Origin of the sequence: Bradyrhizobium stylosanthis, assembly GCF_001641335.1 — a bacterium.
In the GTDB taxonomy this organism is placed as follows: domain Bacteria; phylum Pseudomonadota; class Alphaproteobacteria; order Rhizobiales; family Xanthobacteraceae; genus Bradyrhizobium; species Bradyrhizobium stylosanthis.
The window spans coordinates 1,153,062-1,168,016 of the sequence record NZ_LVEM01000003.1 but is presented as its reverse complement, the minus strand read 5'-3'; the positions used below and the strand labels follow the sequence as shown (position 1 = coordinate 1,168,016).

Genomic DNA, 14,955 nt, shown 5'->3' with positions numbered 1-14,955 from the left:
CTCAGGGATTGCCGGAGCCGTCGATGGGCGTCGTGCCGCTCAGGGACATGGGACCGGGCACCGGCACGGACGGGCTGATGCCTGCGCCGCCGATTTCGGTGGATCCGAGCGGAATGCCGACGCGCCCGACCGTCGATGTCTGGGGAAGCAGGGCCGAGGACGTCGTCGTGCCGTTAGGGCAGCCAGACGACGAGCTTCCGGAGAGGCCGCCGCCGTCGAACAGGGCGCCCGATGATCCGGCATTCCCCGATGTGGGGCAGTTGGTCATGTCTTGCACGGGATTGATCGGGGATACGCCGGGCGTTGCGATCTCGGTCGAGCCCAGCGGAATGCCTTCAGGTCGCGTCGAGCCGAGATTGAGCGGCGAAGTCGCGGTCATGCCGACGGGGGCCTGCGCGGGGAGCTGGGTCGTCGGTAGCGCCATTTGCGCATGTGCCACGGCCGGTATCAGGCACATCAGGCCGGCCGCGAATGCCGCGCGCAGATGCACCGGTGCGAACCGGCGGGATCCAGATTTGTTCGATGAGAGCTGTTCTCGCATGGCTCGCTCCGGAGTCTTCATTTGCGCGGGACGATAGGGAGCGGCCGGCGAGGCGGTATTCCCTGAACGCACGTCCCGCTGTCTGGCCGCACGATCGGAACGGCATCCCCTCATTGCGGATGCTTCTGAAGCAGCGTTGTGGCCTCGGACAGCTCCCGGCGGCATCCGGCGATGTCGCTGGAACGGTTCGCGGCGCGCGCGCGATCGAGAGCATCGAGCGCCAGCAGAAACTGCGCACCGCTCGCACCTTCCGCCCGCGCCAGCGATCGCGGCGTGGGCTGATGATTGCGTAGTGCGGCGAGGCTTTCGGTGCCCCAGCCATGTGCGCCGGCATTCTTTTCGATCGCAGCGTCCAGCTTTGCCTGGACACGCCAGATCGAAGCCTTGCAGGACGCTGCATCAACCGGGGATGCCGCACTCACGAGGATTATAGTGGCCGCGGCAATCCGGATGAGTGAATTCGATGTCATTGTCGATCCTCTCCTGTCGGTGATTGAACGTCTGTTGCGACATGACAGCGCCAGCACGAGCCGTCTTTCGCTTACGAACGCCGGCTGCCCGGCATGCGCACGGAGGCGTGCCATCAGACAAAGCGAGCGCGAGCTGGAGTAGAATTTGCGGGCCGGCACCCGCCGGCGTGCGAAGTGGCAATGGCCGTTGTTTGCCGAAATACGCAATGAAGCGTCGAACCTAGTGTCGCGTCATTCCAACCCGGAGTGATCCCGACATGAAACCCCTCAACGCTGGCCTCGCCTTCGCTGCCGCTCTTTCCCTGTTCGCGACCGTCACCCCGGCGCGCGCCGAACCGCTGAAGAATATCGTCCTCGTGCACGGCGCCTGGGTCGATGCGTCGGGCTGGAAGCCCGTCTACGAGATCCTGACCAAGGAAGGCTTCCGCGTGACGATGGTGCAGGAGCCCGAGACCTCGTTTGCCGACGACGTCACGGCGGCGAAGCGGATCCTCGATCTCCAGGACGGCCCGACGCTCCTCGTCGGTCACAGCTATGGCGGCTCGATCATCACCGAAGCCGGCGTCCACCCGAACGTCGTCGGCCTCGTCTATGTCGCCGCACACGCCCCCGACGTCGGCGAGGATGAATCGGCGCTGGGCAAGAAAACCCCGAGCGTGCTCGGCAAGACTGAAGGCGTCATCAAGGTCACGCCCGACAAGTTCACCTATCTCGATCCCGTGCAATTCCCGAAACTGTTCGCGCCCGATCTGCCGCGCGAGCGGGCCGAGTTCGTTGCGCGCTCCCAGGTCCTGGCCGCGACGCAGGTGTTCAGCACGCCGCTCACCGCGGCGGCGTGGAAGACCAAGCCGAGCTGGGGCGTCGTTGCCGGCAGCGACCAGATCATCAATCCCGATCTCGAGCGCTGGTACTACGAGCGCGCCAAGAGCCAGACGACCGTAATCCCGGGCGCCAGCCATTCCGTCTACGAGTCGCATCCGAAGGAAGTGGCGGCCGTGATCACCCGCGCCGCCCGCAGCATCCAGCAGCCGGCCACGCGCTGAAATCCCTTCTGCCGGTCCTGACGCACGGCCGGCAGAAGGACGGTCGGCGGGAGAGACAGCACTCCCGCCGACCTGACCGCCCACCCCGGAGCATTCCATGAGCGTGATCGAGACCACCAGTGCCGTCCTGACCTGGAAGGTGATGACGGTGAAGCGGGCCGGACTGAGCCGCGAGCTGCCGTCCGGCAATCCGGACCTGATGTGGGTCGCCAATTCGTCGACGCTGATCTACGGCGAGCGGGATGCGATCCTCGTCGACACGTTCCTCACCGCAAGCCAGTCGAAGACGCTGCTGGACTGGGTCGTTTCGCACGGGCGTAATCTCACGACGATCTATGTCACGCATGGCCACGGCGATCATTTCTTCGGTCTCGTGCCGCTGCTCGACCGCTTTCCGAATGCCAGGGCGGTAGCCGCTCCCGACGTCGTCCGCGAGATGAAGGCCCAGCTTTCGCCGGCCTCGCTCGATGGCTTCTGGCGCAAGCGTTTCCCGGGCGAGATCGCAGAGCGTCTGGTCGCGGCCGAGCCACTGGCCGGAGAGCTCACGCTGGAAGGACACAAGCTCGCCGTCATCGACATGGGCCGGACCGATACGGCCAGGTCCACAGCGCTGCACGTTCCGTCTCTCGACCTGATCGTTGCCGGCGATACCGTCTACAACGGCATTCATCCCTATCTTGCCGAGACCGATACCGCGAGCCGGCTGGAGTGGATCGCCGCGCTCGACCGGCTCGAGGCGCTGAAGCCGCGCTTCGTGATCGCCGGGCACAAGAAGCCGGACAACGACGACGATCCGCGCAACATTGCGGAAACCCGGCAATATCTGCTCGACTTCAACCGCCTCGACCAGGCCACCGCATCGCCGCGCGAGCTCTATGAGGCCATGCTGGCGCTCTATCCCGATCGTGCCAATCCCGGGTCGCTCTGGAGCGGAGCCAACGCCGCGAAGGAGCGGAAGCCATGACCGGCTGGCAGAACAACCGTGCCGCGCGCGATGCGCGGATCGCGGCCGGCGCCGGCTTCGCGCGCGGCAAGCTCGTGGAGGCGCAGGACGCCACGCATCTGCTGGAGGCCGTTATCAGGCCGGGCGACCGGGTTTGCCTCGAGGGCGATAACCAGAAGCAGGCCGATCTGCTCAGCCGCGCGCTTCTCGCCGTCGATCTCGCGAAGGTCAGCGATCTCCACATGGTGCAGTCGGGCGTCGTGCTTCCCGAGCACCTGGACCTGTTCGACCGCGGCGTTGCCAAGCGCCTCGACTATGCCTATTCCGGGCCGCAATCGGCGCGCATCGCCCGCATGCTGTTCGGCGGCAAGATCGAGCTCGGCGCGGTCCACACCTATCTCGAACTGTTCGCCCGCTACTTCATCGACCTGACGCCGCACGTCGCCTTGATCGCCGCCGTCAGCGCCGACCGTGAAGGCAATCTCTACACCGGCCCGAACACCGAGGACACGCCGACCGTGGTGGAGGCGACGGCGTTCAAGGACGGCGTCGTGATCGCCCAGGTCAACGAGATCGTCGACGCGGTGCCGCGCGTCGATATCCCGGCGGACCGCGTCCATTTCATCGTCAAGTCCGACAAGCCCTTCTTCGTCGAGCCGCTGTTCACGCGCGATCCGGCCGCGATCACCGAGGGCCAGATCCTGACCGCGATGCTCGCGATCAAGGGGATCTATGCGCCCTACGCCGTGCAGCGGCTCAATCACGGCATCGGCTTCAGCACGGCCGCGATCGAGCTTCTGCTGCCGACCTTCGGCGAGCGGTTGGGGCTGAAGGGCCAGATCGCGACCCATTTCGCATTGAACCCGCATCCGGCGCTGATCCCGGCGATCGAGTCCGGCTGGGTGCGGCAGATCCATTCGTTCGGCTCGGAGGTCGGCATGGATGACTACATCCGCGCCAGATCCGACGTGTATTTCACAGGCCCCGACGGCTCGCTGCGCTCCAATCGCGCGTTCTGCCAGACCGCCGGTCTCTATGCCTGCGACATGTTCATCGGCTCCACCTTGCAGATCGATCTGCAGGGGAATTCGTCCACCGTCACGGCGTCCCGTATCGCCGGGTTTGGCGGCGCGCCGAACATGGGAGCGGATGCCCGCGGGCGGCGTCATCCGAGCGAGCCCTGGCTGAAGGCGGGAGCCGAGGCCGATCCCGACGGCTCTGCCTTGATGCGCCGCGGCCGCAAGCTGGTCGTGCAGATCGGCGAGACGTTCGGGGACAAGAACGTGCCGCTGTTCGTCGAGAAGCTCGACGCCATCGAGCTTGCGGAGAAGCTGAACCTCGATCTCGCGCCGATCATGATCTATGGCGACGACGTCACGCACATCGTCACCGAGGAGGGCGTGGCCAACCTGCTGCTGTGCCGCACGGCGCAGGAGCGCGAGCAGGCCATCCGCGGCGTCGCCGGCTACACCGATGTCGGCCGCCGGCGGGACCACGGCATGGTCGCGCGACTGCGTGAGCGCGGCGTGATCCGTCGCCCCGAGGATCTCGGCATCAATCCGCTCGATGCGGACCGCAGCATGCTGGCGGCGCGCTCGATCAAGGATCTGGTGCGCTGGTCGGGCGGACTCTATTCGCCGCCGTCGAAATTCAGGAACTGGTGAGGACGGGCCATGGAAGATCTCAGGTTTGAGCACAGCGTCAGCGCGCGGGCTGGCGGCAGCAGGACGAGCGCGATCGTCGGCGTGGTCGCCTCGGGCAATCTGGAAGTCCTGGTCGAGCGCGTCCTGCCGGATACCGAATGCGCCATCGACATCAAGACCGCGGCGATCGGCTTCGGAGAGGTGTGGACCGCGGTGATCGGCGATTTCGTCGAGCGCCATTCGCCGGGCGGGCTGAGATTCTCGATCAATGACGGCGGCGCGCGCCCGGATACGGTTTCGCTGCGGCTGGCGCAGGCGGTGCGATTGATCGCGGAGAACGGCCAATGACCGCGCCGCTCAAGGACATCACACCGGCCGAGCGCGCCCGCAGCACCAGCTTCTACGAGGCGTCGGCCCGCACGCGGCTGGAACTGCTGCTCGATGCCGGCAGCTTCGTCGAGTTCATCGGCCCGGAGCAGCGCGAGGTCAGTCCTCATCTGAAGATTTTCGATCTGCCCGAGCAGTTCGACGACGGCATCGTCGTCGGTCACGGCCGTCTCGACGAATCGCCGGTGTTCGTCGCCGCGCAGGAGGGCCGCTTCATGGGCGGCGCCTTCGGCGAGGTGCACGGCGCCAAGCTGACCGGGCTGCTCCGCGCCGCGCGCGAGATTGGCACGATCCCCGTCCTGATCCTGTTCGACACCGGCGGCGTCCGGCTGCAGGAAGCCAATGCCGGCGAGCTCGCCATCGCCGAGATCATGCGGGCGGTGATGGAAGCACGCGCCGCCGGCGTCAAGGTGATCGGCCTGATCGGCGGCCGGTCCGGATGTTATGGCGGCGGCGGCCTGATTGCAGGCTGCTGCTCGGCACTCGCCGTTTCCGAGCCCGGGCGCATCGCAGTGTCGGGCCCCGAAGTGATCGAGACCAATCGCGGTGTCGAGGAGTTCGACTCCCGCGACCGCGCGCTGGTCTGGCGCACCATGGGCGGCAAGCATCGCCGGCTGCTCGGCGCCGCCGACGTCTTTGCCGATGACAATGTGCAGGATTTCCGCGAAGCCGCGCTGGAGCTGATCGGTCTGGTCGGAACTTTCGGCCTCGACAAGCTCACGGCCGAGCAGGAGCGGCTTGCCGACCGGTTGCGCCGTTACGGCGCCTGTCAGGATGCCGTCGACATCTGGACGGCGGAAGGCATCGCGCATGCCGAGACGGTTCCGGAACTGCCGGCCGATCAGTTCATTGCGCTCGCCGACAGGATCGGGAGGACCAGCCGTGACGCTCGATGAGATTCTTTCTTCGCTCTTCCCCGACGGGCATGAGGTCAGGAACGACAAGGGCGTCCTGCTCGGCTCGACGACGCTGCGATCCGGTGCCAACATGCTCGTCCTCGGTGTCGCGGGCCGCACTGCGCTGGGCGTCGACGAGGCGATCCGGTTGTCCGGCCATGTCCTGAGGTCGATCGGCCGCGACAGCGGCCCGATCCTGGTGCTGGTCGACAGCGACAGCCAGCGCATGAGCAAGCGCGACGAGCTGCTCGGGCTCAACGAATTCCTCGCGCATCTGGCCAAGGTGCTGATCCACGCGGACACGAACGGTCGTCCGACCATCGGCCTGCTCTACGGTCACTCGGCCGCGGGCGCGCTGCTGGCGACGGGGCTTGCGACCCGCGTCCTGGTCGGACTGCCCGGCGCCGATCCCGCGGTGATGGACCTGCCGTCGATGGCGAAGGTCACCAAGCTGTCGATGGAAGCTCTGGAAGAGAAGGCGAAGTCGACGCCGGTGTTCGCGCCGGGCCTGTCCAATCTCGCGCAGATGGGCGCGGTCCACATGACATGGAGCCAGGACGGCTCACTCGCCGATCAGCTCGAGGCGCTATTGGCCGACATGCCGGCCGTGCGTGACGGGCGGGATGCGCTCGGCAAGGCGCGTGGTGGCCGGCTGAAGGCCGCCGATATCGCGGAGCGCGTTCGTGACCTCGCCCTGCAAGCACGCTGAGCGGCTCGCCGGCCGTCACGATCTCGTCTTTGTCCGTCCGGAAGGATGGCGCGCGATGCTCGATCCGCATGGCGATCTTGCCTGCGATCCCCTCGTGCTGCACTGGGCGGAGCTGGGTTGGCCGACGGTCAGGCGGCGCGCACTGCCATCCGAGGCAACCGGCCTCGCGCTGGGCCTGCCGTTGCCTCCCTCTGCCGGCAAGAAGCGGCTCTCGCTTCTCGCCGGCCTCGACGACATCGTCAGGGTTGCGCGGCCGCCGTCGTTGAGACAGGCGCGTGCGTCTGCTCCGCCGTCCTGGCGGCCGACGCTCGACCGGATCGACGAGCTCGCGCTTCGCCACTCGGTGCATGTGCGCGTGTTCGGCAGCCTCGCATGGGAGGCGCTGACCGGGCTTGGCTACGTCACTGCGGGCTCGGATCTCGACCTGCTGTTCGAGACCCGCCCCGAAACCGATCTGGATCGTCTCGTCATCGACCTTGCCGCGATCGAGAGCGATGCGCCGATGCGGCTCGATGGCGAGCTGATGGGTGCCGACGGTGCCGCGGTGAACTGGCGCGAATTCCACGGCGGCGCGAGCGAGCTGCTGGTCAAGAGCATCGAGTGCGTGGTCCTGCTCGACCGGGATCGATTCATTGCGGGAGCGAAGGGATCATGACCGCCGCGGTTGCACGAAGGTTCGAACGGCCCGTTCAGCGCCGGCCGGGCATTGCGCGAGACGTCTCCGCGATCGGCGCCGTCGCCGCCGGCTGCCTCGTCGAGGAGCTGGAAACCTGGCCCAAGCCGGGGCTCGTAAGCCATATCGACAATGGCAGTCACGACGACATGGATGCCGGCACGTTTCGCCGCAGCGCCGCTTCCATCGCCCCTTATCTCCAAGGTCTCGCGGATGCGGGCGCGCTCGGCTGCGGCATGGGGCGGCTGCGGATCATTGGCCTCGAGGCGGAGCGCGCGATGCTCGCGGCGACCTCGGGCGTCAACACGCATCGCGGCGCGATCTTCGGGCTCGGCCTGCTGTGTGCGGCGGCGGGGGCGAGAGCCGGCGGGCTCGCCGATCCCAGACTTTCCCTCGGCGGTGTCGTGATGCGCCTGTGGGGCGAGAGCATCCTCGACGGTCCGGTGCTGCTGCACAGCCATGGCAGCGCGGCCCGTCGGCGGTTTCGTGCCGGCGGCGCGCGCCTCGAGGCCGCGAGCGGATTTCCCAGCGTCTACCGGATCGGTCTGCCGGCCTTGCAGCGAGCGGCGTCCGTGGTGCCGGAAGATGCGGAAGCCGCACGGGTCGAGGCGTGCTTCGCCCTGATCGCCTCCGTCGAAGACACCAACCTCCTGCATCGCGGTGGGCTCGWCGGACTTTGCTTTGCGCGTGATGCGGCGCGCGGCTTCATCGCTGCGGGCGGTGTCCGCGCATCCGGCTGGCGCGCCCGCGCGCAGGCGATCCATGACGGCTTCGTCGCCCGTCGTCTCAGTCCGGGCGGATCGGCCGATTTGCTGGCGATGACGCTCTTCGTCGATGCCTGTGAAAGTCCGGGCCCATGACGTCCGGCGTGATCCTGATGGCGCTGGTGCCGGTGTTCTTCGTGCTGCTGCTGGGATTCGTGGCGGGCAAGGCCCGCATCGTCGACAACAATCACGTCGAAGGTCTCAATGCCCTCGTGATGGATTTCGCGCTGCCGGCCTCGCTGTTCGCCGCGACTGCATCGGCCCCGCGCGAGGGGATCACCGGGCAGGCGCCCGTGTTCCTGGTGTTCGGCGTGACGATGCTGGTCATCTATCTGGGCTGGTACTGGTTCGAGCGCAGCTTCTTTGCGGTGACGCGGTCCGACGCGTCGGTGCAGGCGCTGACGGTCGGTTTCCCAAATCTTGCCGGCGTCGGGCTGCCGATCCTGTCGACCGTGCTCGGGCCGGCCGGCGTCGTCCCGGTCGCCGTCGCGCTCGCCACCGGCTCGATCCTGGTCAGCCCCCTGACCCTCGTGATTGTGGAGATGAGCATCGCCAAGCTCAGCGGCGCCGATGCGCCGTCGCAGCCGGTTCTGACGGCGGTGCGGCGCGCGCTCGTCAAGCCGGTGGTGTGGGCGCCCGCGCTCGGCGTCGCCTTCTCGCTGTTCGACCTGCACCTCAATGCGCTTGTCCATGCCTGTCTCACCCTGATCGGGAACGCGGCTGCGGGCGTCGCGCTGTTCCTGACCGGTCTCGTCCTGTCGGCCCAGTCGCTTCGCCTCGATTGGCGGGTGGTTGCCGCAACGGCAGCCGCCGACGTCATTCGTCCGCTGCTCGCCGTCGCGATCGTCTACGCCTTGCACCTCACGCCCGATGTCGCGAGGACGGCTATCCTCCTCGCGGCCTTGCCCTCGGGCTTCTTCGGCATCCTGTTTGCCGTCAACTACCGGCTGGACTCGGCGACGATCGGCTCCATGGTCATCGCCAGCACCGGCTTCAGCATCGTGCCGCTCGCGATTGCGATCGCGACGCTCTTTCCCCATTAGGCCGCGACCATGACGCTTGCGATTCTGTGCTCGGGGCAGGGCAGGCAGCACCGGGAGATGTTCGCGCTCACCGGCGATGCCCCGGAAGCCGCGCCCCTGTTTGCGCATGCTGCGACATTGCTCGGCAAGGATCCGCGCGAGTTCGTCCGCACAGAACCGGACGAGGACCTGCATCGTAACCGCGCCGGCCAGATCCTGTGCACGCTTCAGGCGCTCACTGCTGCGGCCGCGCTCGGCGATGTTATTCCGCGCGGTGTCATCGTTGCCGGCTACAGCGTTGGCGAGGTCGCGGCCTGGGGCGTCGGCGGCCTGTTCGACGCAATCGCCGCGCTCGACCTCGTGGCGCGCCGCGCGGAGATCATGGACGCGGCCACGCATGCCGGCGACGGGCTGATCTTCGTCCGCGGCCTTGTGCGGGAACAGGTGACGCGCCTTTGCGAGCGCTACGGTGCTGCGATCGCCATCGTCAATCCCGGCGATGCCTTCGTCGTCGGTGGTGGCCGTGAGGCGCTGGACAGGATCGCAGCAGACGTGCGCGCGATGCACGCGGCAAGGATCGTCGCCCTGCCGGTCGAGGTTGCCTCGCACACGCCGCGGCTCGCTGCAGCGTCTGTCGCATTTCGCGAAGTCTTGAACCAGGTGCCGGTGTCGCTCCCGCCGCGGACCGGCGCGCGCATTCTGAGTGGAATCGATGCGGCTCCTGTCCTCTCGCGCGAGACCGGTCTCGACAAGCTTGCCGCACAGATCTCACAGACCGTGCAATGGGCCGATTGCCTGCAAGCCTGTGTCGAAGCGGATGCAACCGGGTTTCTCGAGCTTGGTCCGGGCCCTGCACTGAGCGGCATGGCCGCCCACGTCGCGCCCAAGCTTCCGGCGCACTCCCTGGACGATTTCAGAAGTCTTCAGGGCGTCCGCGCCTGGCTCAGGGGGCACCTCAGCTCCTAGCATCGACGGGCCTCGACGGACGATACAGTCGATTGCGTTTGTGGTGGCGAAAAAAAGGGGCCGTCCCTTGGGGAAGGACGGCCCCTGAAATGCTCGTATGCCCAGGGAGGAGGAAGGCTCGAGCCGTGACTTGGGGGACTCAGTCACGTAACACGCACACCATCGCCGATCCCGCAGCAGGAGTATTTCACGAAGCCCTGCTGTTTCTCATTTCGCATGATTCACGAGAGGTCCGCGCCCAACACGCGGGACAGGCCTTGCGTCTCGACGTGGGGATCGCCGTCGGCGACGCCGGACGAAGCTGACGCGTTCCGCATGGCGCTCCGCCAGCGCGCGGGCGTTTCGCCGGTCACCCGCTTGAAGACGGTCGAGAAATGCGCCTGCGTGCAGAAGCCGACGGCCAGCGCCACCTCGGCCAGCGGCGTGTCCGAGCCCGCCAGCAGCGATTTCGCGCGCTCGACACGCTCATGCAGCAGGTACTCGCGCGGCCGGTAGCCCGTCGCGACGCGAAACTGCGCTGCGAAGTGCATCCGCGACAGTCCCGCGACCTTGGCCAGTTGGGACAGGCTGATGCAGCGCTCGAAATGTGACTCGACATAGTCCTCGACGCGCCGCAGTCGCCATTTCGCCAGGGCGTTGACCTTCGTGTGCGGACGCTCGTGCCGGGCGACGTGCATCGCCAGCGTCCGGCCGATGCAGTGGGCAAATTCCCGATCGGCGAGTTGGCCGTGCTCGGTGAGCGCTTTCGCGAGCTGCTCGGCGAAGGGATCGCGGAGCAGGATGAGGTCGTTGAGGAACTCGGACGCGGCAGGATCAGCTTCGGGCCGCGCGCATGGAAAATAGATGCTTGCGGAGGGGTGGAAGTGCAGGAAATCGTAAGGCGCGCAGAACCGCGCACTGAGCTGCTGCGACGGCGCACCGACATACAGCGTTCCTGCCGGCATGATGCCGTCGAAGATGATACGCCGGCCTCTGCTCAGCTTGAGGCGGGTCGTGGTCAAGGCGATGGCGAGGAAGTACCGGTCGGCAGGTGTCGTCGCTTCGTCCTGCCGTATGCCCGTTTGCGTGCAGATCCAGCGCGACATCGTGATGTCCTCGGCGGCAGTGCCGGCAATCTGGCCGGGCTGGCGCCATCTCCGCTCGCAGGGGAGTACGCGCGCTTCCCTCGGGGCGTCGACTTCGTGACGGGTGGGTTGAGAGGGCGACCAGGCGCCGGCCGCTTGCAGATCAGTGAACATCGTTCGTCCCGTATCCTGGATTCTGCTGCCGTCATTGGCGTGCAGAATGCAATTGGCTGATGCTCGAACGATAAGTCTGAAGCCGCCGCAAGGCTCGTTACGGATGCTTAAAGGGTGTTAGATGTTGCAAGCGCAACATGGTGCGACCGGGTGTCGCAAAATCTTCGATTGGACCAAGGCGATCAAGCACTTGGAGCAAGCGGGCGACGCAGTGTGGCGAGACGCGAGATGCGTCTCGCCCCGGTCAGGTGGATCGGCCCGCTTCAGGGAAGACGCGGCGAGGCATCGATGCCGGGCGTGATGCCGGGTGCGATCTTCTCTGCCGGCGGAACCGTGGGCTCGCGTGTATAGGGAAGCGTTTCAACTTCCGGGCGCTGTTGCGACGACGCCTGCAGGCAATCCGGACGGGGCGGACGTCCCACACCGAACAGATCGGAGACGGGATCGACGAAGATGGCGCGGAACCGGTCGAACAAGGTCTGGCCACCCACCACGGACGGCTGCCGGATCGTCACCGTCGCGGTCATGCCGGAGACGAGCGGCACATCGGGCGGCACGGTGTCGATGGCGAGGCGCACCGGCACGCGCTGCGCCAGCCGCACCCAGGTGTAGATCGGATCGACATTGGGCAGGCCCTGCGTGCCGGCCGCAGCGTTCGATACGCTGATGCCGCGCGTCACGGTCTTCACGTGTCCGAGGATCGGCCTGGGATAACCGACCAGCTGCGCTTCGGCACGATCGCCGACGCAGACCCGTGCCATCTTGGTCTCCTCGAAATAGCCGTCGATCCAGAAGCTGTTGGAGTCGATGACGGAGAGGTTGCTGACGCCGGTGACGGCATAGTCGCCCGCGCGCAGCAGCAGGTTGGTGACGTAGCCGTCCACCGGACTGACCACGCTGGTGCGCTTCAGGTTGAGTTCCGCCTGCGCGAGCTGATGCGTCGCCGCCTCATAGGCGGCCTTCGCCTGCGCCGCATTGCCCGCAAAGATCTGCTGCTCTTCGGGTGTCGTCGCAAGATCGGACAGGTGCTGGCGCCGGTCGAACTCGGCCTGCTTCACCACGACGTCTGCGGCCCGCTGCTCGACCTGCGCCTTGTCGACGCGGACGGCGACCTCGAAGTCGAACGGATCGATCACGTAGAGGACGTCGCCCTTGTGGACGAACTGGTTGTCGGCCACGCGCAGCTCCACGATCTTGCCCGCAACCTGCGGCGCGACGTTGGCGACCTGCACACGTACGCTGCCGTTCCGCGTCCAGGGCGCGGTGACGTAATGTTGCCAGGTCGCAACCGCGATCAGTACCGCGATCAGGGCGATGCCGAGGGTCGCAAGATGCTTGCCGGCCGCGCCGATGAAATGGGTGAGCACCTCGCGCCGCGGCCTTGAGGAATATGTGGCCGGTCCCTGGGGCCTGGCGTTGTCCGTCACGCGATTSTCGGTGTCGCGCGCCACGGACTCGGGCATGCCCTGGCCGTTCTCGCCATCGGCGGTATCGGCCTGGACTTCGGTCGACGGTTCGCTGCGGAGGGCGGCGTCCCGGGGCAGGGCGGCGTCCATGATTTTTTTCTCCCTAGACCAACAATGCGAGCAGGCCGAACATCGCGACGTAGAGACTGAGCTCGGCCAGCGACGGGTTGCTGAACAATCTTGCGAATCCGATGAAGCGCAGCAGCGGGCGGAGCAGCAGGAATGCAAGCAGCGCAATTGCCGCGTAGGCGACGATGGGAGCGATGAGCACGCCGCCAATGACGAGCTCCCGATAGGTGTTCGTCATGGCCGTTCGCCCCGGCCCGACGCCTGTGACGGTGCGAATGCGCTGCTCGCCGGAATCAGCATGGCGATCGCCGCATCGGCGGACAATCTGCTTCGCGCGGCCGCCAGGCGCAGCGCCTCGGCGGCCGCCAGGATGGCGCCGCCGTTCCGCTGCGCGAGAGCGTTTTCAGCCTGCTGCGCTGCTCCGGCGAGCGGACCGCGTTGCAGCCGGTCCAGCTCGGCGTGGCAACGCCGCAAGGCTTCAGCCTGGTCGAAATAACGCATCGCTTCGGCCGAGATCTTGCCATCGAGAGGCGCGGCGCCATTTGCGGTCAGGACCTGCTCGATCCGCGCCGCGTCGCGAAACGCAGCTTCTTCCGGCGCGAGGTGTCGGGTTCGTCCGCGCCCGAGGTGGTCCAGCTCGCGCCGAGCCTCCCCCAGCAGGAACCGAATCTTTCGGTCGCCCGGGAGCGGCGGCAGCAGCATCTGCGCTGCGAAGGACAGCACCGCCGACAGGCAGGCGAAGAAGCTCGTCACCAGAAAGACCTCGGGGTCGTAGCTCTGCGGATTGGTCGGTGCGAGGACGGCGATCGTGAACACCAGGACGAGGCGGCCGAGCGACGACAGCATCGGGTTCGGCAGCGTGATCAGCAGCGCGAGGCCGATGACGACGGGCGCAAGGCCGATCGCCAGCAGCTGGAACTCGGACACACCGTTGAACACGACATATTTCAGGATGCCCGCCAACACGGAGGCGATCGGCAATGCCATCACTGCCACCAGCGTGAAGCTGCGTGGCGCGGGCGTCGTCGAGCCCAGGGCGAGGATCACCGCGACCAGCGACAGGCATAGGTCGGTGGCCGGCCAGCCCGTCAGCACGAAGAAGAGCGCGATCAGCGTGAACGAGATCGCGGCCCGTACGGCGGCTTCCGTCGCGATGCGGCGCGAACGATAGAGCGGCGCATGCCACGCATGAGACGGCCGCGTCCCTTCGTGGAGCGCATCGAGGCTGTCGCGGACCGCCGCGTTCGTTCGGCCGATTTCAGTACGAAGCCAGGATCGAGCCGTCGCGACCAGCCCGGCTGTAGCCGGGGAGACGGCGGGGAGTGCGGCAAGCATGCGGCCGAGTGAGAGTGCATTGACGATCTCGACCAGCGCGGAGCGCGCAGCCTCGGTTCTTGCCGCCCCGATGCTCGCTTCCGTCGCCAGGGTGCGAATCTCCGGACGCAGTGCCGCGATATCGTGCAAAAGGCTCGCGGCAGCCGGCGCCGAGGCAGGCTCGGCACCTTGTGCGAGGTCCGTGACCCGGCGGTGCAGCGTCTCGATGCGATTTGCGAGCACCGGATGGTAGTTCGGCGCGGCCAGAACCTCGTTCACGAGCGCCACGGCAATGACGCCGATGCCGATAGCCGCGCCGCGCGCGACGCCGGTCTGGAACACCTGCAGCGGCGTGTCGATCTGCTCGATGGCGACCAGGGCGACGGTGATGCAGCACAGTGCCGCCGCATAGGCGCGGTTGCCGTCCAGCATCCCGGCGACATAGGTGCAAAGCCCGACACAGATGCCGAGCACGGCGAGCAGGAGACCGTCGGTCTGGGAAAACGTGCCCGCGATCGCGATGGATGCCATAACGCCGATGACGGTCGCCAGCAGCCGGTAGCCGGCCTTCTCCATGCCCTGGGCGCGTGTCGGGAGTGCAAGGACACCCACGGTGAGGGCGGACGACGACGGTGAATCCAGCTCGAGCCAGAAGCTGACATAGAGCGCGAGAAGCATCGCCAGCCATATGCGCAACGCGAAGGCCCAGGAGCTCGCGGGGAATCCGGCAAAGACCAGCGGGCGCGGCGCGGCGGTACTGGCGGCGTTCACTGGCAATCGTGCCTCATCCGTTTCGGCAGGGCGTGCCGCC

At 67.0% G+C, this 14,955-nt stretch carries 16 protein-coding genes; 10 read left to right on the top strand and 6 right to left on the bottom strand.

Annotation, left to right across the window (positions count from 1 at the left end; all coding sequences use genetic code 11):
- Window position 1: 1 nt before the first annotated feature.
- Both A7X65_RS25235 and A7X65_RS43195 read right to left on the bottom strand, forming a co-directional pair.
- On the bottom strand, window positions 2-541 hold the full coding sequence (locus A7X65_RS25235; RefSeq protein WP_156528050.1) for a hypothetical protein: 540 nt from the start codon (window positions 539-541) through the stop codon (window positions 2-4).
- A 110-nt stretch (window positions 542-651) separates the two neighbouring features.
- Window positions 652-1,218, bottom strand: a complete 567-nt coding sequence (locus A7X65_RS43195; RefSeq protein WP_245323804.1) for a hypothetical protein — start codon at window positions 1,216-1,218, stop codon at window positions 652-654.
- Window positions 1,219-1,268: 50 nt separating this feature from the next.
- On the opposite strand from A7X65_RS43195, the gene A7X65_RS25225 reads away from it, so the two are divergent.
- The 10 genes from A7X65_RS25225 (at window position 1,269) to A7X65_RS25180 (ending at window position 10,057) form a co-directional block, all read left to right on the top strand.
- A complete protein-coding gene (locus A7X65_RS25225) occupies window positions 1,269-2,054 on the top strand; it encodes an alpha/beta hydrolase (protein WP_063690184.1) in 786 nt (261 codons plus the stop codon).
- Between the two features lie 97 nt (window positions 2,055-2,151).
- On the top strand, window positions 2,152-3,018 hold the full coding sequence (locus A7X65_RS25220) for an MBL fold metallo-hydrolase (RefSeq protein WP_063690181.1): 867 nt from the start codon (window positions 2,152-2,154) through the stop codon (window positions 3,016-3,018).
- The gene (gene mdcA / locus A7X65_RS25215; RefSeq protein WP_063690177.1) at window positions 3,015-4,661 is read left to right on the top strand and encodes a malonate decarboxylase subunit alpha; all 1,647 of its coding nucleotides are present in this window, start codon (window positions 3,015-3,017) and stop codon (window positions 4,659-4,661) included. The genes A7X65_RS25220 and mdcA overlap by 4 nt, the downstream gene beginning before the upstream one ends.
- Window positions 4,662-4,670: 9 nt before the next feature.
- A complete protein-coding gene (gene mdcC / locus A7X65_RS25210; protein ID WP_063690174.1) occupies window positions 4,671-4,988 on the top strand; it encodes a malonate decarboxylase acyl carrier protein in 318 nt (105 codons plus the stop codon).
- Window positions 4,985-5,923, top strand: coding sequence for a biotin-independent malonate decarboxylase subunit beta (locus A7X65_RS25205; protein ID WP_063690171.1), 939 nt, complete (start codon window positions 4,985-4,987; stop codon window positions 5,921-5,923). The genes mdcC and A7X65_RS25205 overlap by 4 nt, the downstream gene beginning before the upstream one ends.
- Window positions 5,910-6,632: a biotin-independent malonate decarboxylase subunit gamma gene (mdcE, locus tag A7X65_RS25200; protein ID WP_063690169.1), complete on the top strand. Its 723-nt coding sequence runs from the start codon at window positions 5,910-5,912 to the stop codon at window positions 6,630-6,632. Before A7X65_RS25205 ends, mdcE begins: the two co-directional genes overlap by 14 nt.
- Window positions 6,607-7,287 (top strand): malonate decarboxylase holo-[acyl-carrier-protein] synthase, encoded by a 681-nt coding sequence (gene mdcG, locus A7X65_RS25195; protein WP_063690167.1) that lies wholly within the window; start codon window positions 6,607-6,609, stop codon window positions 7,285-7,287. Before mdcE ends, mdcG begins: the two co-directional genes overlap by 26 nt.
- Window positions 7,284-8,165 (top strand): triphosphoribosyl-dephospho-CoA synthase MdcB, encoded by an 882-nt coding sequence (gene mdcB, locus A7X65_RS25190; protein ID WP_063690164.1) that lies wholly within the window; start codon window positions 7,284-7,286, stop codon window positions 8,163-8,165. Before mdcG ends, mdcB begins: the two co-directional genes overlap by 4 nt.
- Window positions 8,162-9,112, top strand: coding sequence for an AEC family transporter (locus A7X65_RS25185; RefSeq protein ID WP_063690161.1), 951 nt, complete (start codon window positions 8,162-8,164; stop codon window positions 9,110-9,112). The genes mdcB and A7X65_RS25185 overlap by 4 nt, the downstream gene beginning before the upstream one ends.
- A gap of 9 nt (window positions 9,113-9,121) precedes the next feature.
- Entirely contained in the window at window positions 9,122-10,057 is a 936-nt protein-coding gene (locus A7X65_RS25180) for an acyltransferase domain-containing protein (RefSeq protein ID WP_063690158.1), read from the top strand.
- Between the two features lie 221 nt (window positions 10,058-10,278).
- Here the strand turns inward: A7X65_RS25180 and A7X65_RS25175 are convergent, their stop codons facing one another.
- The 4 genes from A7X65_RS25175 to A7X65_RS25160 all read right to left on the bottom strand — a co-directional run bounded on the left by A7X65_RS25175 (window position 10,279) and on the right by A7X65_RS25160 (window position 14,921).
- The gene (locus tag A7X65_RS25175; RefSeq protein ID WP_063690154.1) at window positions 10,279-11,295 is read right to left on the bottom strand and encodes a helix-turn-helix domain-containing protein; all 1,017 of its coding nucleotides are present in this window, start codon (window positions 11,293-11,295) and stop codon (window positions 10,279-10,281) included.
- Window positions 11,296-11,558: 263 nt separating this feature from the next.
- Complete coding sequence (locus A7X65_RS25170; RefSeq protein WP_063690152.1) at window positions 11,559-12,851, bottom strand: HlyD family secretion protein; 1,293 nt, start codon at window positions 12,849-12,851, stop codon at window positions 11,559-11,561.
- A gap of 13 nt (window positions 12,852-12,864) precedes the next feature.
- Window positions 12,865-13,068 (bottom strand): DUF1656 domain-containing protein, encoded by a 204-nt coding sequence (locus tag A7X65_RS25165; protein ID WP_063690149.1) that lies wholly within the window; start codon window positions 13,066-13,068, stop codon window positions 12,865-12,867.
- Window positions 13,065-14,921: an FUSC family protein gene (locus tag A7X65_RS25160; protein WP_063690146.1), complete on the bottom strand. Its 1,857-nt coding sequence runs from the start codon at window positions 14,919-14,921 to the stop codon at window positions 13,065-13,067. The genes A7X65_RS25165 and A7X65_RS25160 overlap by 4 nt, the downstream gene beginning before the upstream one ends.
- Window positions 14,922-14,955: the final 34 nt, after the last annotated feature.